The following is a 16736-nucleotide window of genomic DNA, read 5'->3' as shown; positions in this document are numbered from 1 at the left end:
CTGCCGTCGGATGGGGCCGGGGTGATCGGAGGACGGGGACCGCATCATCGAAACACGAAAGGCAATGAACTGGTAAAGAGACGGCAATATGTTCTATCTCACGTTTAGGCGGCCCTCCCCAAGTGGGCTGGTGAGCGCGGTGGAAGGCCCGGCCGGTCGGCACGATTCCCGTCGAACGTCCGCCGGGCCGGATCGCTTGCCGCGAGAGGGGACGGGCCCTCCGGTGGCCGTATCGCTTCGTTCCGGAACCGGCGATGAGCGAGCACGGCGTCGACTTGGCGGAAGTACGGTGTCCCACCGTCCGCGTACGTCGGCATCGCGCCCGCCACCCCGAAGCAGTTGACGGTCACATACACCATCCCCCGGGCGCATGTCCGCGAGGGCGCCCGGGCCAAAGCATCGGCTCCCCGTCAGCAGGCCGCCGGTAATAGCACTACAGGGAGGGCGGAGTCGCGTCGGCGGCTGCGCACGCGAGGGCGGCGTCCAGGAAGCGGCGGATCAGCGTCCGCTGCGTGTCGGGCAGGTGGACGAGACCGACCGGGCTGGGGGGCGCGTCGATGAGGGGGACGAAGCGGAGGGCGGGGTGCTGGGCACGGCGCCGGGCGACCCCGGGAACGATGCCGATACCCCGGTTGGCGACCACCGTCTCCAGCCACTCGTCGTAGTTGGCCGTCTCGATGATCTGGTCCGGGCGTTGGCCGGCGGGCCACGACCAGGGGCCGGTGGTTCCGCTGACCGTGTTCACGACCAGCGGCCAGTACCGGACGTCGGCCCAGTCCAGATGCGTGAAGCGGGACAGCTCGCTGCGCTCCGAACAGACGGCGACCCGCGGCTCGTCATACAGCCGTACGGCCCGCATGTCCGCCGGCACGTCGATGTCCCCCCGGATCAGGGCGATGTCGACGGTGCGCCGGCGCAGCGCCTGGACCGGGTCGTCGGTGCGGGTCAGGGCGACCGAGGCGCCGGTGTCCTCCTCGAAGCGGCTGACGGTCCGCTGCGCCCAGGGGTCGGGCAGCAGCCAGCCGAAGCCGAGCCGGAGGGTGACCCGGGGGCGGACGGCGGCCAGGGCCGCGTCGAGGGCGGCGAGGACCCGCTCGGCGTGCTCCAGGAACTGCGCACCGGTGTCGGTCAGTTCCATGTGCCGGGAGGACCGGTCGAGGAGCAGGACGTTCAGCCTGTTCTCCAACTGCGCGATCGTACGGCTCAGCGCCGGCTGGGTGACCAGCAGTTCCTCGGCGGCCCGGGAGAAGGAACGGTGGCGGGCCACGGACGTGAACGCCCGCAGGTGCCGCAGTTCGATGCCCGTGCCCGTCACGGCTTTCACCGGCGTCCATGCGCGTCGTGCATAGCAGCAGACTAACGGGCATTTCCCAGGCGGACACGGGCTGCCTAGCGTCGAAGGTGGCTGCTGAACACCACCAGGAAGGACACCGAAGCCGTGCACGCATCAGCCCCGCACCGCCCCCGCACGCCATCCCGCCCCCGCACGCCATCCCGCGGCCGGACACCGTCCGGGGAACAGCAACGCTCGCCACGGGTACGGGAAGCGGCACCCGGCCCGTTGACCTCACCCCTCAAGGATCTGTCATGAGCACTCTGCTGACCGACCTCGGTATCGACCGTCCGATCCTCGCCGCGCCCATGGCGGGCGGAGCGAGTACGCCCGCTCTGGTCACCGCGACGGCACACACGGGCGGACTGGGTTTCCTGGCCGGCGGCTACAAGAGCGCGCAGGCACTCGCCGGGCAGATCCACACCGTCGAAGCCGAGGGCGTTCCGTTCGGCGTCAATCTCTTCGCGCGCAACCCCGTCCCCGTCTCCGCCGAGGCGTATCGGACCTACGCACGCTTGTTGCGGGATGAGGCCGACCGCTACGGGCTGACGCTGTCCGGCACCGAACCGCTGGACGACGACGACCACTGGGCGGACAAGATCGCGCTGCTGACCGCCCACCCCGTCCCCTGGGTGTCCTTCACCTTCGGCATCCCCGACCCCGAGGCCGTCACGAGGCTGCGCCGGGCCGGGTCCACCGTCCTGCAATGCGTCACCACCCCCGACGAGGCTCACCGAGCGGCCGATGCCGGTGTCGACGCGCTGATCGTGCAGGCGCCCGCCGCCGGCGGGCACTCGGCCACGCTGACCCCCGAACGACCGCTCGCCCCCGCCACTCTGCCCGACCTGGTCGGTGCGGTACGTCACACCGTCACCCTGCCGGTCATCGCCACCGGCGGCATCGCCACCCCTGCCGACGTGGCAGCCGTTCTCCAAGCCGGCGCGCAAGCCGCCATGGTCGGCACCGTGCTGCTGCGCACCGACGAGAGCGGCGCCTCCGCGCCCCACAAGGCGGCCCTGGCCGACCCGGCCTTCGACACCACCGTCATCACGCGCGCTTTCACAGGACGTCCGGCCCGCGCCCTGCGCAACCACTTCACCGACCGCTACTCCGCCCACGCCCCGGTCGGCTATCCGGCCGTGCACCACCTCACCAGCCAACTCCGCAAGGCGGCCACCGCGGCCGGTGACACGAGCCTGATCCATCTGTGGGCAGGGACCGGCTTCCGCCAGGCCAGGACCGAACCCGTGGCCCGCACCATCGAACGACTGACCAGCGGCCTGTGACGTTCACCTGTCCCGAGAGCCCTCATGCTGATCCGGCGACACCTTCACGTACGCGGCCTCGTGCAGGGCGTGTACTACCGCGACACCTGCCGTCAACCGGCCGGAGAATCCGGAGAATCAGGCATGACCGGATGGAGCCGCAACCTGCACAACGGCGAGGTGGAAGCCGTCTTCGAGGGTTCACCGGCCACGGTCACACGCCTGGTGCGCCGGGCAGCCGGCGGCCCGGGCGCCACCGAAGTGACCAGATGCACCGTGACTGCCGAACGGCCCGAGGGCCACCGCGGCTTCCGGCCCCTGAGCGACGCCCGGCCTACGTAGCGCGAGACATCAAGCAGAAGCGGGACGGCCTGCCCTGAACCAGGTCCCCAGCGCTTCGGCCAAGCCATCGCCCGTGGTGCCCTGCCCGTGTCCAGGGTGCCGGTGGGGCCCAGGAGGAGCGGGCGGCCGGTGCGGGCCAGTTCGCGCAGGCCCGGCAGGTCCGGTGACCACCGGCCGACGAGCGGCGCGGGTGATCGCGTCCCACAGGGGCTCCGCCGGGTGCTCGCGCAGCGCTTCCGCGATCCGCAGACAGCGGTCGAGGTGGCGGGTGACGATCGCCTCGCCCTTGCTGGAGAAGTAGTTGTCGAACGTGCGGGGTGAGACGCCGACGGCCTCGGCGATGTCCTCGACCTTGACGTTGTCGAGCCCGCGTTCGACGGTCAGCCGTAGTGCTGCCCAGCTGAGCGCGGCGCGCGTCTCGGCCTTCTTCCGTTCTCGCAGTCCCATGGCACAACAGTTGCGAAAATTGCGCGCCACGCAAATATGCTTGCCCCGCAAGGTTTTGCGGTCAGTCGTCGAGCAGCCTCCATGCGGTGAGGGCGAGTCGCGCCCGCAAGAGCCCGGTGGGCTCGGTGAGTTCGAGGCCCAGGGCTCTGCCGATCTGTTCGAGTCGGCGGGCGACGCTGCTGTGGTGCAGGTGGAGAAGGTCGGCGGCCCGGCGTAAGGCGCCGGTGGCGCAGTAGGCGTCCAGGGTCTCCAGGTCTTCCGGGCCGGCGGCGATCCGGGCGATGGCGGCGACGTCGGGGTTGTCCCGCGCGGAGTCCGGTGGTACGTGCGCGAGCAGCGCCAACGCCCCCAGGTCGGGGTAGTGGACGACGGGCCGGCGCGCGGTGGTGAAGCGCAGGGCGGTGCGGGCCTGCTGCCAGGACCGGCCGGGGCTCTCGGTGGTGCCGATGCCCGCGCGTACGCCTGCCGGGAACCGGGCCGGGTCCAGGGTGGTGGCCAGGATGACGCCCACGTCGGCGAGGAGCGCCGCCTTCACCGGGCGGGCCGGGCATACCAGGCCGCCGATCCGGTCGAGCGGGAGCTGCGAGCGTACGGCGACGACGTGGACCGGCAGGTCGGCGGCGAACCCCAGGAGCCGCAGCGCGCGGGCTCGGGCCACCTCGTCGCTGTCGGAGCCGATCACCAGCTCGACGAGGGCGGGGTCGGCCATGGTGGTGCGGGCCGGGCCGTAGCGCTCGGCGACCGCCGCGACGGCGATGGCGAGCCGGTCGAGGAGCGCTTCGTCGAGGGGGTCGGGCGGGCCGGTGCGTTCCAGCCACACGGTGCCGATCTCCTCCTCGTCGAGGGTGACCGGTGCCGTGGCGGACGCGTCGGGCGGCGGGGCGGTCGCCTCCTTGCCGTCGGGCGAGAAGCGGATCGTACGCCCTGTGCCGTGCAGCCGGATCCCGGCCACGCACTCGGCCAGACCTGCCGAAGCCCGGGCGAGGGCCGGGAGGTCCACCCGTCGGCGCATCAGGGTGTCGTAGAACATGACGACGCGGATCGCGCCTTCGACGTGCGAATCGAATCCGGACAGCCGTACGGCCAGTGCCTCCATGCCAGGAGGATAGAGCCCCGCGCGGAAGGCGGACGGGCGACGACCGGCGCGCGGACGGAGCCCGATACCCGACGGGTGGCGGATGATCCCGGGGGCGGCCCCGGTGAGGATGACCGGCATGGATCCCGAACTCGAAGTATTCGTCCCGCTGCTCCCGCAGGCAGATCTGTCCGATCCGGCCGGCCTGGACGCCTGCCGCAAGACCTACACCGAGGTGGCCGCCACGCGGCCGGCACCCGACACCACGGGCCTGGAAGTCCAGGACCGCATGGTGCCGGTGCCCGGCGCTCCGGACGTCGCGGTCCGGATCTACCGTCCGGACCAGGCACAGGGCGCCGTCATCTGGATGCACGGCGGCGGATGGATCGTCGGCACCCTGGACACCGAGCACCACTGGGCCGCCCCGATCGCGGCCGCCTCCGGCGTGACGGTGATCTCGGTGGCCTACCGGCTGGCTCCCGAGAACCCGTTCCCGGCCGCTCTGGACGACGTCTGGTCCGTACTGGCCTGGGCACACGAACACGCGGCCGAGCTGGGCATCGACCCGGACCGGATCGCGGTCGGCGGGCACAGCGCCGGCGCCAACCTCGCCGCGGCGGTGTCCCTGCGGTCACGCGACGAGCAGGGGCCGCCGATCCGCTTCCAACTGCTCAACGAGGCCATTCTCGACGACCGGCAGCAGACGTGGTCGGCACGCAACTTCACCGATACGCCCTGGAACACACGCGCCGTACGCGCCGCGACGTTGGGGTACTACCTGGGCTCCCGGCCCGCCACACCGTACGCCGCCCCCGCGCGGGCCGACGACCTGTCCGGCCTCCCGCCGGCCTACGTCGCCACCGCGGAGTTCGATCCGAACCGCGACGAAGGCATCGACTACGCGCTGCGCCTGTTGCAGGCGGGCGTGTCGGTCGAACTGCGCCAGTGGCCCGGCACCTTCCACGGATCGATGTCGATCCAGTCCGCCGACGTCTCGCAGCGGCAGCTCGCCGCACTCGGTGCGGCTCTGCGCCGTGCCCTGGCCTCGTGAGGCCGTAGCGGGACTCCCGCCGACGGTGCCGAGCGGCCACGCGCCGGTCCACACCGTCGGCGGGCCGCCCCGGGGACATGGCCGACGACTCGACCACGGGCCTGGTCGTGAAGAGCCGGACGAAGACGGGAGCGCGATGACCACCACGAACCTTGCCGGGGCGAGGGAGCAGTACGCACCACCACCGGACGCCGATGCGGCGGCGGGACCGAGTTTGACGGAGCTGCTGCGCCCTTACGGGCGGAGTTTCGCCATTGCCGTCGTCCTCCAGGTGCTCGGCGCCGTCGCGGGGCTGGCGCCGCTGCTGGCGGTGGTCGAGTTGGGCCGCCCCCTGTTGTCGCCCGGCCCGGTCGATCCCGACCGTGTCCGGATCACCGTGCTCGCGGGTGCGGGCGGCATGTTCTTCCGGCTGCGGTTCACGGCCGCGTCATCCGGAGTCGGGCATGTCCTCGACGCCCGGTTGCAGCTGACGTACCGCCGGCAACTGGCCGCACGGCTGGGGCGCGTACCGATCGGCTGGCTGTCCCGACGCCGGACCGGCGAGCCGGCCAAGGTTGGGGGGGGAGGACGTCAGCGCCGTGCACCCGTTCATCGCCCACGCCCCCGGCGAACTGGTCGCCGCGTTCGTCGTACCGCTGGTGTCGCTGGTCTACCTGTTCACCATCGACTGGCGGCTCACCCTGATCACGCTGATACCCGTGGCGCTGGCCGTGGCACTGGTCCCGTTGATGATGACCCCGGCCCGGCTGCGCGAACAGGAGGAGTTCGACGCGGCCATGGAACGGATCGCGAGTTCCGCCGTGGAATTCTGCAGGGCATCTCGGTGGTCAAGGCGTTCGGCGGAGCCGGGCGGGCCCACCGCAGGTTCCGCACGGCCGCGGACACCTTCGTCGGCACCTTTCACCGGTGGGAGCGGGGCATCTCCAGGATCGCCGCGGGGATGCAGCTCGTCCTGTCGCCGCCGTTCGTGCTGCTGGTCGTGCTGATCGGCGGCGCGGCCCTGATCACGAACGGTGCTCTGGCCCCGGCCGACCTGCTGCCCTTCCTGCTGCTCGGGCTGGGCCTGACCGCCCCGGTGGCGGCCCTCGGCCACGGCTTCGACGACCTGCAGTCCGCCCGGCGGGCGATCGGCCGGATCCGGGACGTGCTCGCGGTGCCCTCGCTGCCGGAGCCCGCGAACCCGGTCGCACCCCAGGGGCACCGCGTGGAACTGCGTCAGGTCCGATTCGGTTACGAAGCCGGTCACGAGGTACTGCGCGGAATCGACCTGGTGCTCGAGCCCGGGACGGTCACCGCGATCGTCGGGCCGTCGGGCAGCGGGAAGTCCACACCGGCCCAGCTGTTGCCGCGGTTCTTCGGCCCGACGCACGGTTCGGTCACCCTGGGCGGGGCCGACCTGCGCGAAATCGGCAGCCGGGAGCTGTACCAGAGGATTTCCTTCGTCTTCCAGGACGTACGGCTGTTGCGGGCATCGGTCGCGGACAACATCGCGCTGGCGGTACCGCGTGCCGACCGCGGCGACGTGGTCCGCGCCGCCCGGCCGGCCAACATCCACGACCGGGTCCTCGAACTGCCGCGCGGATACGAGTCGGTGATCGGCGAGGACGCCGGACTGTCGGGCGGTGAGGAACAGCGGATCTCGCTCGCCCGCGTCCTGCCCGCCGACGCCCCCGTTCTGGTACTGGACGAGGCGACCGCCTTCGCCGACCCGCAGACCGAACAGGCGGTGCGCCGGGCCCTGGCGACCCTGGAGGGCGATCGGACCATTCTGGTCATCGCCCACCGCCTGGAGACGGTCGCGGACGCCGACACCGTCGTGATGCTGGACAACGGATCGATCACCGAGCGCGGCAGGCCCGCCGAACTTCTGGCACAGGACGGCGCGTTCGCCGGATTCTGGCGGACCCACCAGACGGCGGGTATCGACGAGGCCGGTCCGGACCGGGAGGAGCGCTCGTGACAACGCAAGGACTGAGCGATCCCGGAGACAGATACCACCGGTCTGTCTCCGGACCGGAGGAGGGGACGGTGCCGCTTCCCACCGCCGCGAAGAGCAGGGTGACGCACCCCCACGACCTCAGTGACCACATCGCCGTGGCCATTCCCGATGGCGTACCGCAAGGAGACGAACCCCGATGATCCGCATGCTGCTGCGTGTCCTCGGCCACGAGTACGCCCGGCCCACACGCCGCACCGTCGCCCTGATGACGACGACAGCGATCGTCGAGGGACTGTCCTACGCACTGCTGGTTCCCATGCTGCGGACCCTGTTCGGCGGCACGCCCGCCGACGCCTGGCCCTGGCTGACCGCGTTCGGAGCCGCGGTCGCGGCCTACGCCGTACTGCGTTACGTCAGCGACCTGTCCGGATTCCACGTCGGAACGGCACTGCTGCGCGGCACGTACCACCGGCTCGGCGACCACCTGTCCCGACTGCCCCTCGGCTGGTACGGCGCCGACCGTGTCGGGGAGGTCTCGGTCCTGGCCAGCCGCGGCGTCCTGCAAGCGATGAGCGTGATCGCGCACCTTCTGGTGCCGCTCATCTCCGCCTGCGTGACTCCGCTGACGATCGTCGCCGTTTTCTGCTCGCCGCCGATTGGCGCATGGGACTGGCCGCGTTGGCCGCCGTACCGGTCGTGGCGGCGATCCAGGTCTGGACGGGACGCGCGACGGCCGCCGGCGACGCCGAGCGCGACGCACGCGATCACGAGGCCGCCGGGCGGGTCATCGAATACCTCCGGGCCCAGCCGGTGCTGCGCGCCGGCGGCCGGACCACCGAACGCTTCCGGTTGCTCGACGAACCGCTCCGGGGCGTCCAGCGTGCCTCCCGCCGCTCCACACTGTCGGCGCTGCCCGGCGCACTGGGCCTGACGCTGCCGGTGCAGGCGATCTTCACCGTACTGCTGGCCTTGGGCGCCTACCTCGCCCTCGGCGGGGCATCGGTGTGGCGGAGGCCCTGACGGCACTGGTGCTGGCCGCCCGCAGCGCGGATCCGCTGCTGTCCCTGACGGACATCGGGGGCAAGCTTCGCGGCGCCCGATCCGTGCTGGCGAACCTCGACGCGGTATGGCGCACCGAGCCGCTCCCGGAGCCTGCCGAACCGGCCCGGCCGGTGGGCCATGACCTGGAGTTCGAGTCCGTCGCCTTCCGGCACGGCGACCGCACGGTGATCGACGACGTGTCGTTGTCCGTGCCGCAGGGGCAGCGGTTCGGCGCGCCGTCGTCGGACCGTCGGGTGCGGGCAAGAGCACCCTGCCGCAGTCGCTCGCCCGGTTCTACGACGTGGACGCGGGCGCCGTACGCGCGGGCGCAGCTGAAGGACGCGCCCATCGTGCTGCTGGACGAGGTGTCCTCCGCACTGGACCCGGTGAACGGCCGCCTCGTTCACCGATCGGGTCGAAAAAGTTCCGGACCGGGACCGGTCGCGCGTCGTTCGAGGGCTCGGAGACCTGGATGGGCCGCCGTGGCGGCAGGTACGCCGTTCGGGGGAGGACATGGGCCGGCACCGGCTGACCGACCGTCGAGGCCGTAGGGAGGGAAGCGCCCGGCCACGGCCCGGCGTACCGGTGCGATCCGGGCAGGCGGCAGGCCGGCCGCCCTGTGGCCGTACGCCGGGCGGCCCACGCCTGCCACAAGGCGGGCGCCGTGTTCACCCTCTGTGATTTCGTCGGTGCCGGGCCGCCCGGTAGGAGGACGCACCCCTCTACCGGGCGGCGCCCTGAAGCCCGCGTTACGGGATGCGCAACTGCGTGCCGACGTCGACCACGTCGGGGTCCTCACCGACCGCGTCGCTGTTGGCCTGGTACAGCTCGGGCCAGCCGCCGCGTACCCCGTAGTGCAGGGCGATGCCCGACAGGGTCTCGCCGGGCCGCACGGTATGGGTCTGAACGATCTTGCGGGCCCGGGTCGCGCGGCCGGGGTCGTGGCGGGACTCGTACGTGTCGGCGTACACGCTCCGCATGTCCCGGGCACAGTGCGGCCAGGCGCCCCAGCCCTGTGCGGCCTGTACCTTCTCGGCGACCGCGATCTGCGCCCCGGAGCTCGCGAGGTCGGCCCGTGGCGCGTACGCCAGGCCGCCGTACTCCTCCCACGTCGACTGGCGGAACTGCAGGCCGCCGTAGAAGCCGTTGGCCGTGTTGGTGTCCCAACGGCCGCTGCTCTCGCAGTCCGCGATGCACGACCAGACGTCCCGGCCCGGCGCACAGCGGCCGGAAGCGGGCTGCGCGGCCGTCCCGGCCCCCTGTCCGCGCAGCTCAGGAGGCGAATGATCGGGGGCTGCCGTTCGGGCGTCGGCGACCGCGGCCGCGTACGAGGTGCCGGCCGGCGACAGGGCGGCGCAGGCGAAGAGCGTGACCATGGACTGTCGGATTACCTGATGGAGTGCCATCACCCCAGCTAGGCAGTGATCGCCACCGAGACGCACGCACCGCGCCCGGACACACCGTGCCAAGGCACCCGAACGGCGCTGTCGGGCCGACGGACGAGGACGCGGAGAACCCGACGGGCCGTCGATTTCGATCGCCGGCGGTCGGCCGGCCAGGCCCCGGGTGCAATGGGCGGTCGGGGTAAGAGGCAGGACGGTCGTCTTCGGTCGGTTGCGGACAGTTGCCGCCGGTGTCGCGGGACACCGTGACAAGACGGGCAGGCTCGCTGTTGTCCCACAGAAGGAGAGGGTGTATGCGTGCTGTTCGGCCTGCCGCGTGGTTGTGGTGCATCGCTCTCGTCGGAACGGCGGTCGTGACCGCCGATGCCGCGCTGGGAAGGGACACATGCCTGATAGGCCTGTTGATGGCCTGCCCGCTGCTGGCTTGTACACGGCTGGGCGGCGCGGCTACGGCCGGGGTCTCGGCCGGCACGCTGATCGCGGCGGTGGCCCTGGCGGCTGCCGAAGACACACTCCATTTCCCGGACACCGCGGTGCGATTGCTCGGGCTGGCCGCGGCGTCGGTGTACGCGGTCTGGGCCGCGCGGCGTCATGTGCGTCATGAGGCGCAGCTGGAGCAGGTCGCGGTAGTGGCGCAGCGGGCCATCCTGCGGCCGACGTGCTTCATGGCCGAGGGGGTGTCGGTGTGTGCCCGGTACCGATCGGCGGCGCCGCCGGCCGTGATCGGTGGGGACCTGTATGCGTTCGTGCATGTCCCGGGCGGGCTGCGGCTGGTGATCGGAGACGTGCGCGGCAAGGGCCTGGAGGCGGTGCGGCTGGCCGCTGCCGCCATCGGCCACTTCCGCGACGCCGCCTGCACCCGCCCGGGCCTGGCGGAGGTCGTGGCGGAAATGGAGGCGCGCCTGGCCGGTGACCTGGGAGCGGAGGACTTCATCACCGCAGTGGTCGCCGAAGTCTTCCCCGGCCGGGTCCGGCTGGCCAACTGCGGTCACCACCCGCCCCTGCACGTACCCGGAAACGGTGAGCCGGCCCTGCTGGAACCCGCCCGGTCGGCTACCCCCCTGGGCCTGGGCGCCGACGCCAACGTGCACGAGGTGAAGCTGGCGCCGGGGGACCGGCTGCTGTTCTATACCGACGGCCTGGCCGAGGCACGGAACGCGCACGGGGTCATGCCCGACCTCGCCCGTGTGGCGGGTCTGTGCGCCACACCCCGTTTGGAAGACGCCGTCGAAACGGTGCTGTCCGCGCTCACGGACCACACCGGTGGCGAAACACACGACGACATCGCGCTCGTACTGATCGATCCCGAGCCGCGCGTACCGCACCAGGAAACCGTTACCCGCCATCCGGCCCGGAGGCACACCACTAAGGCTGCCGGAGCCAATTGAGTAGGACGGTTTTCGTCGCCGCACTTCGGTGGCTGCGGTCGGCTCCGCCCCAACAACCCCAGTCCTGACCGGCCGTATGCCTGGCCTGGCCGGTGGTGAACGTTATGCTGGAGAAATCCCTGCCTTGGAGAACCGGCCCGTTCTGCGTTCCGCCGGTGATGTGGTTGTGCACCTCGTCGCCCGGGCTGGTCTGCGCGTACTGCCACCACGTTTCCAGGAGCGTCCTGAACTCGGCGTCGTGGGCAGCACGTATGCCCAGCGCCGTGGCATGTCTACGGGGCGTTTGCACGGCACCGGGCCCTGCCGCCGGCCGTAAGGCTGCCGACCTGTCATGCCACCGGCGAAGCAATAATGTTGGGGCATGGCCGACGAGACGCATAACAGCCTGGACGGGCAAGCAGAAGTGGTGGTCCAAGCCGGACGCATCGGAGAACTGCATCAGCATCTGTACGGAGCTCCACCACCGGCCCAGCCGATCCCCTTCCAGCTGCCGCCGGCCCTCTCGCGTTTCGAGAACCGCCACACCGAACAGGAACGCATCACGCGGGCACTCGACGGCCACGCGGATCGGTCCGGGCCACTCGTCGTCGCACTGACCGGCATCGGCGGGATCGGCAAGACGGCGCTGGGCTTCCACATGGCCCGTCGGCTCAGTGACCGCTTCCCGGACGGTGTCCTGTACGTCGACCTCGACGATCTGCGCCGGGACGGGGCGGTCGCGGTCGCGGACGCGGTCGGTGAACTGCTGTCCGGCCTCGGTGTCGTACCGGAGTGGCTGGAGAGGACCTTCGCGGGCCGGTCGAAGCGGTACTGGACGAAAACCCGCGACAAGAGACTCATCGTGGTCATCGACAACGCCCGGTACGGCAGCGAGGTCGTACCGCTGCTTCCGGCGTCCGCGGGCAGCATGGCGATCGTCACCAGCCAGGGATCTCTGTACGACCTCGACAGCATGTCGGCCGTCGAGGTGGCGGTGAACCCGCTGTCGGCGGACGATGCCGTGCGGCTGCTGCGGAACATCGTGGACGACACGCGCTTCGCCGCCGAGCCGGAGGCCGTGAGCGAACTCGCCCGCAACTGCGGGGGCCTGCCGGCCGCGCTCCAGGTGGCCGGCCACTGGGTCCGCAGGTACCGAAGGCGCAGCCTGTCCCGGCTGGTCGCCGAACTGAGCGGCGAGCTGCGGGAGAAGGGCATCCCCATGGTCGAGGCGGTCTGGGACGCCGCGTACGCAGGGCTCGGGCAGGAGGCTCAGCGTCTCTATCGCCTGCTGCCGCAGCATCCGGCTCCCATCGTCACGGCACCGGTGGCGGCCGTGCTGCTCGGGGGCGGGCCGGAGGAGGCGGCGGACGCGATGGAGGAACTGGAGTCGGCAGGGCTGCTGGAGGAGCGGCCCGAAGGGTTCCGGATGCACGGTCTGCTGCGGGGCCATGCCGAGCGCTGCGCACGGAAGACGGACCCGGAAGGGGCGGACCGCGCCGGAGCACGGCGGCGGCTGGTGCGGTGGTACCGGCGGCAGGCTGCGCGTGCGGACCTGCTGGCAGCCGGGCCCAGGATGACCTTCGCCGAGCGGCCCGAAGGTACCGGCTCGGACATGACCGACGTCGAGTTCGCTGACAAGGCCGGGGCGCTCAGATGGCTGCAAGCGGAGCGGCTCGCCCTGTACGGCTGTGTCCGGCTCGCGTTCGATGCCGGGTACTACGAGGACGCCTGGGCCCTCTGCGAGTCACTGTGGACCCACTTTCTCGACCACCCTCACTACGTGGACGTCACGGAAGCCTTCCGCACGGGCGTGGCGGCCGCCGACCGCACGGAGTACCTGCCAGCAATAGTGCGGATGCGCTGCCAGCTGGCCAGGCCGCTGTGGGAACAGGAGCGTTACGACGAGGCGGAGGAACACCTGCGGCACGCACTCAGCGCTTCCCGTTCCCTGGGCGGCTCCGAGAAGGAACAGAAGCTGAAGGCGTCGACGGTGGAGTTCCACGGGTTGCTGAAGTCGGCGCGCGGCGACTGGGCCGGGGCAGCCGCCGATTTTGAAGCCGCGCGGGCGATTCACGTGAGGATCGGCAATGCGTATGGCGAAATGCTCCAGACCTACCTGCTGGGGCGCACGATCCTGAGCCAGGGCGATGTGGAGCAGGCGGTCCGCCTGCTGGACAAGGCGCACCGGATGGCCCGGGAACAGCAGCGGGAAAGGATGACGGCGCGGACCGGTTTCGAGTTCGGCCGCGCGCTGCGACGCGCCGGCCGATCGGCGGAGGCGGAAGAACTGGTGCGCGCTGCCTTGGTGAGCGCCCGCAAGCGCGGCTCCGAGACCGACGAAGTCCGGGTCCTGGGCGAACTGGCGGCGTTGGCCGAAGAGCGGGGCGACACCGGTGAGGCCGAGCAGTACCGCACCGCGGCGCGGCAGCTGACCGTACGGGCCGGTGGCCTGCCCGAGGACGGTCAGAGCTCGTAGCCGAGGTCGGAGGCGTCCGCTTTCGCGAGGTGTACCCGGACCGTGAGCAGGCCGGTATCGCACACGAGCGACACCGGCGGTTCCGGTTGTGCGGTGCTGCCCAGCCAGGCGTGGACGGCAGAGACCACGGCGGCGGGATCGGGACGCAGAACGTGCCCACCGGTTTCGTGCGGTTCGATGCGGATGCTGAGCGGACCGGCCGTACGATGCCGGACGAGGCAGCGCGTCGGAGTGAGAATCGCGGCAGCGGTCCGGCAGACGGGATAGTCGTCCAGGATACGAGCCGTCCAGCCTTCCGCCGTCCACGTACCGCCGGGCAGGGCGGGGGCGTTGCGCGAGGCCCGACGCCACAGCACGGCGGCGCCCTCCGCCTGACGCTGATCCGCCACCGGCTGCTCGGCCGCGAGATGGTGCACAGGTTCGCAGGTGTGGGTGGCGAAGCGCGCGACGCTGATCCGCTGCCCGGACACCGAAGCCCGTACGGCGAAGGCCGCGGGCCGGCGAGGCGTGGTGGTGGGGCAGGGGAGACAGGAAGCGGTGACCTCGACGGGGCGCGGGCGCAGACCGAGCAGCCGGTAGAACTCGTGCCGCAACTGGACGAGGGACTCCCGCTGCCGGGCGAACGCGGCATGCGCGAGGCCGACCGTGTCCACCGACTCGGCGGCCGACAGAGCCCTTTCCAGAGTGTCGGATGCGGACAGAGCCGGCACCTGTTGAAGCAGCCGTGCCATGGGGCTGTCCGGGAGCAGTTCGTCTCCGCCGTCGTAGGCGCCGATGACGGGGCGGCCCAGCGCGGCGGCGTACAGGGCGGTGGAGCCGTGGTCGGTGACGACGGCGTCGGCTGCGACCAGAACGGCGGCCCACTCCTCGAAAGGGGCGGCGAGGATCAGCCCTGCGTCCAGCGCGGGGGCCAGGTGCCGGGACAGATCGAAGGAGCCGGTGCGGCTGTGTTCGTTCGGGTGCAGGATCAGGGCGAGCTGGTAGGCGTCGTGGGGGAGTCGGCCCGCGAGTTCGCCGGGGAGGCCGGGCCGTCGGGCCAGCAGGGACTCCGGCCCCCAGGTGGACGTGAGGGCGATGAGCTTGCGTATGCCCGTCCCCAGAGCCTCTCGGTAACTCTCCCGGCGGCCGGCGGAGGCGAGCAGACGGTCCAGGGTCGGATCGCCCACCACGGTCGCCCGGGCGGCGGCCGGCGGGCAGTACCGGTCGAGGCGGGCCAACTGGTCGTCGTGGGCAAGGGCGTACAGATCCGCCCAAGGCTCACCGCTCGTGAGCAGGTAGTGCGGATCGAGGCCGGAAGGCAGGCACGGCGACCCGTCATCGGCGATGGTCTTGTTGAAACCGGCTCCGTGCGGCAGCAGGGCCAGGGGCCCGGTCAGCACGCGAAGGGCGCCCTTCGGGCTCGCGGTCAGGATCAGATCGTGCCGGCCGTCGCGGGCCGCTTCCCAGGTGAGAGTACGGGCGCCGGAGTGTTCCAGGGCCGCGAGGGCGTCCAGGTCGAAGTCCGACCCGGGCACGAGGGTGAACCGGACGCTGATGCGCTCGTCACCGTCGAACACCGGCAGCACATCGAGGAGCCGGTGCAGCGCCCCGGCCGACCGCACGGCAACGAGCACAGTGCGCTGCCCGCTGCCCGCTGCCCGCTGCCCGCTGCCCGCTGCCCGCTGCCCGCTGCCCGCTGCCCGCTGCCCGCTGCCCGCTGCCCGCTGCCCGCAAAACGGTCATTGTATCGGAAAACTCGCTTCTGCTGTCGCTGCTTCTGCCGATTCTCCTGGAATCGCTGATCGCCGCCCGCGGCATCGCCTTGATCGTACCGGGGTGGGCCGTCTGCTTCCGGGGCCGGTTGTCCAGCAGGTGGCGGGGCTGACGATGAGCGCCCAGGTGTCGACGTGGATGAGGTGGCAGTCCTCGGCGGCGCAGGTGCGGATGCGGTGAGCGATGGGGGGGGGTGAGCAGTTCAACGGCGTCCCGGGCGACGGTGGCCACCAGGTATGTGCCCTTGGAGGCTGCGGCCCGCTGCCGTTTCCCGGTCGGCGCGTGTATGGGCGATGACCTCGCGGAACAGCGCGTCGCGCAGTCTGCGTGCGTCGCGCAGTCTGCGTGCGTCGGCCACTTCGGCTTCGGAGAGTGGTCGGTAGTTTCAGGCCCAGCGCGCCGGGATCGAACCGGTAGGCGGCGCCGGTGTGGGAGTGCAGCGTCAGCCCCTTGGCCGCGAAGGAGACCACGTAACTGGTATGACCAGTTACAAGGCGTGGGGCGGAAGCCGGTTATCGACAGCGCGAACGCACCACGCTGGTCGAGCAACTGCTCACCGTCGAACGCATCGGCGAGGAGCCGGCCGCCGATCGGGGCAGGTTCGGGGGGAGGCGTCAGCCTTCGCGGCCGGGGGCATGGCCAGGGCCCGGGAGCGCTGTGCGACTCGGTAGGGAGCGCCATCCGGTCGAGCCAGTTCCCGTGCGCATCCTCGTGGTGGATGGGCCCGCATATCTGACCAGTGCCGGCGCCCGGCTCAGTCGCGGGCCAGTCGTCGATGTGGCGGGGGCGCCGCGGACTCTTCCTCGCCGGTCGCGACGAACTCCAAGGTGCTGTTCAAGACGGTGGAGAAGCGGTCGAGGGTGTCGGCGCGCAGGGAGACGAAACAGCGGGTGCCCTCGAACCGGTGCCGGGTCAGCCCGGCCTCCCGAAGGATCTTCATGTGGTGGCTGAGGGTGGAGGGCGCCACATCCACGGTGAAGTCCTCGCGCTGATGCTCGGCACGGTCGGCGAGTACGGCCATGATGCGCAACCGGGCGGGATCGCCCAGCGCGGAGAACAATCGCGCCAACTGGATGTCTTGCAGGTCAGGGTGTTCGGGCTGCCGCGGCATGGGGACAGCATACCGCCATTTCGAAGTTCGATGAACTTCGATGTACGTTGGCGAGTGACCCGCTGCGCGGGATCGCGCAGCATCGTTTCCACCGCCAGGGTCGCCATGCCGCGGAGAGCGGATGCGCAGGCGCT

At 71.4% G+C, this 16736-nt stretch carries 12 protein-coding genes and 2 pseudogenes; 8 read left to right on the top strand and 6 right to left on the bottom strand.

The genetic code is table 11. The features are described 5' to 3' along the window. Window positions 1-433: 433 nt before the first annotated feature. Window positions 434-1315, bottom strand: a complete 882-nt coding sequence (locus tag ACH4FX_RS34965) for a LysR family transcriptional regulator (protein ID WP_398485483.1) — start codon at window positions 1313-1315, stop codon at window positions 434-436. 272 nt (window positions 1316-1587) lie between these two features. On the opposite strand from ACH4FX_RS34965, the gene ACH4FX_RS34960 reads away from it, so the two are divergent. Together ACH4FX_RS34960 and ACH4FX_RS34955 are read left to right on the top strand one after the other, a co-directional pair. Then, entirely contained in the window at window positions 1588-2619 is a 1032-nt protein-coding gene (locus ACH4FX_RS34960; RefSeq protein ID WP_398485482.1) for an NAD(P)H-dependent flavin oxidoreductase, read from the top strand. Between the two features lie 24 nt (window positions 2620-2643). Then, window positions 2644-2940: an acylphosphatase gene (locus tag ACH4FX_RS34955; protein WP_398485481.1), complete on the top strand. Its 297-nt coding sequence runs from the start codon at window positions 2644-2646 to the stop codon at window positions 2938-2940. 189 nt (window positions 2941-3129) lie between these two features. Here ACH4FX_RS34955 and ACH4FX_RS34950 read toward each other — a convergent pair. Further along, a pseudogene (locus ACH4FX_RS34950) lies at window positions 3130-3387 on the bottom strand (TetR/AcrR family transcriptional regulator); the annotation flags it as partial. A gap of 61 nt (window positions 3388-3448) precedes the next feature. Further along, window positions 3449-4483, bottom strand: coding sequence for a PucR family transcriptional regulator (locus tag ACH4FX_RS34945; protein ID WP_398485480.1), 1035 nt, complete (start codon window positions 4481-4483; stop codon window positions 3449-3451). 118 nt (window positions 4484-4601) lie between these two features. On the opposite strand from ACH4FX_RS34945, the gene ACH4FX_RS34940 reads away from it, so the two are divergent. The 4 genes and pseudogenes from ACH4FX_RS34940 to ACH4FX_RS34925 form a co-directional block, all read left to right on the top strand. Then, on the top strand, window positions 4602-5513 hold the full coding sequence (locus ACH4FX_RS34940; RefSeq protein ID WP_398485479.1) for an alpha/beta hydrolase: 912 nt from the start codon (window positions 4602-4604) through the stop codon (window positions 5511-5513). 823 nt (window positions 5514-6336) lie between these two features. After that, window positions 6337-7473 (top strand): ABC transporter ATP-binding protein, encoded by a 1137-nt coding sequence (locus ACH4FX_RS34935; protein WP_398485478.1) that lies wholly within the window; start codon window positions 6337-6339, stop codon window positions 7471-7473. 642 nt (window positions 7474-8115) lie between these two features. Further along, a complete protein-coding gene (locus ACH4FX_RS34930) occupies window positions 8116-8472 on the top strand; it encodes a hypothetical protein (RefSeq protein WP_398485477.1) in 357 nt (118 codons plus the stop codon). A 265-nt stretch (window positions 8473-8737) separates the two neighbouring features. Next, window positions 8738-9025 (top strand): annotated as a pseudogene (locus ACH4FX_RS34925) (hypothetical protein); the annotation flags it as partial. A gap of 217 nt (window positions 9026-9242) precedes the next feature. Here ACH4FX_RS34925 and ACH4FX_RS34920 read toward each other — a convergent pair. Beyond that, window positions 9243-9869, bottom strand: a complete 627-nt coding sequence (locus tag ACH4FX_RS34920; protein WP_398485476.1) for a transglycosylase family protein — start codon at window positions 9867-9869, stop codon at window positions 9243-9245. A 320-nt stretch (window positions 9870-10189) separates the two neighbouring features. Between ACH4FX_RS34920 and ACH4FX_RS34915 the strand changes: the two genes are divergently transcribed. Further along, on the top strand, window positions 10190-11284 hold the full coding sequence (locus ACH4FX_RS34915) for a PP2C family protein-serine/threonine phosphatase (protein WP_398485475.1): 1095 nt from the start codon (window positions 10190-10192) through the stop codon (window positions 11282-11284). A gap of 361 nt (window positions 11285-11645) precedes the next feature. Beyond that, window positions 11646-13739: an NB-ARC domain-containing protein gene (locus ACH4FX_RS34910; protein ID WP_398485474.1), complete on the top strand. Its 2094-nt coding sequence runs from the start codon at window positions 11646-11648 to the stop codon at window positions 13737-13739. Here ACH4FX_RS34910 and ACH4FX_RS34905 read toward each other — a convergent pair. After that, a complete protein-coding gene (locus ACH4FX_RS34905) occupies window positions 13727-15352 on the bottom strand; it encodes a translation initiation factor 2 (protein WP_398485473.1) in 1626 nt (541 codons plus the stop codon). The two genes, ACH4FX_RS34910 and ACH4FX_RS34905, sit on opposite strands and share 13 nt — an antisense overlap. An 893-nt stretch (window positions 15353-16245) precedes the next feature. Next, entirely contained in the window at window positions 16246-16602 is a 357-nt protein-coding gene (locus tag ACH4FX_RS34900; RefSeq protein ID WP_398485472.1) for an ArsR/SmtB family transcription factor, read from the bottom strand. Window positions 16603-16736: the final 134 nt, after the last annotated feature.

This window comes from Streptomyces sp. NPDC018019 (assembly GCF_044327805.1).
Taxonomy (GTDB): domain Bacteria; phylum Actinomycetota; class Actinomycetes; order Streptomycetales; family Streptomycetaceae; genus Streptomyces.
This window is presented reverse-complemented; position numbering and strand designations above follow the sequence as displayed.

Bases quoted from the DNA above. Each gene is read 5' to 3' on its own strand.
- ACH4FX_RS34960 (WP_398485482.1), top strand. From the start codon at position 1,588: ATGAGCACTCTGCTGACCGACCTCGGTATCGACCGTCCGATCCTCGCC.
- ACH4FX_RS34955 (WP_398485481.1), top strand. From the start codon at position 2,644: ATGCTGATCCGGCGACACCTTCACGTACGCGGCCTCGTGCAGGGCGTG.
- ACH4FX_RS34945 (WP_398485480.1), bottom strand. From the start codon at position 4,483: ATGGAGGCACTGGCCGTACGGCTGTCCGGATTCGATTCGCACGTCGAA.
- ACH4FX_RS34940 (WP_398485479.1), top strand. From the start codon at position 4,602: ATGGATCCCGAACTCGAAGTATTCGTCCCGCTGCTCCCGCAGGCAGAT.
- ACH4FX_RS34930 (WP_398485477.1), top strand. From the start codon at position 8,116: ATGGGACTGGCCGCGTTGGCCGCCGTACCGGTCGTGGCGGCGATCCAG.
- ACH4FX_RS34920 (WP_398485476.1), bottom strand. From the start codon at position 9,869: ATGGTCACGCTCTTCGCCTGCGCCGCCCTGTCGCCGGCCGGCACCTCG.
- ACH4FX_RS34915 (WP_398485475.1), top strand. From the start codon at position 10,190: ATGCGTGCTGTTCGGCCTGCCGCGTGGTTGTGGTGCATCGCTCTCGTC.
- ACH4FX_RS34910 (WP_398485474.1), top strand. From the start codon at position 11,646: ATGGCCGACGAGACGCATAACAGCCTGGACGGGCAAGCAGAAGTGGTG.
- ACH4FX_RS34900 (WP_398485472.1), bottom strand. From the start codon at position 16,602: ATGCCGCGGCAGCCCGAACACCCTGACCTGCAAGACATCCAGTTGGCG.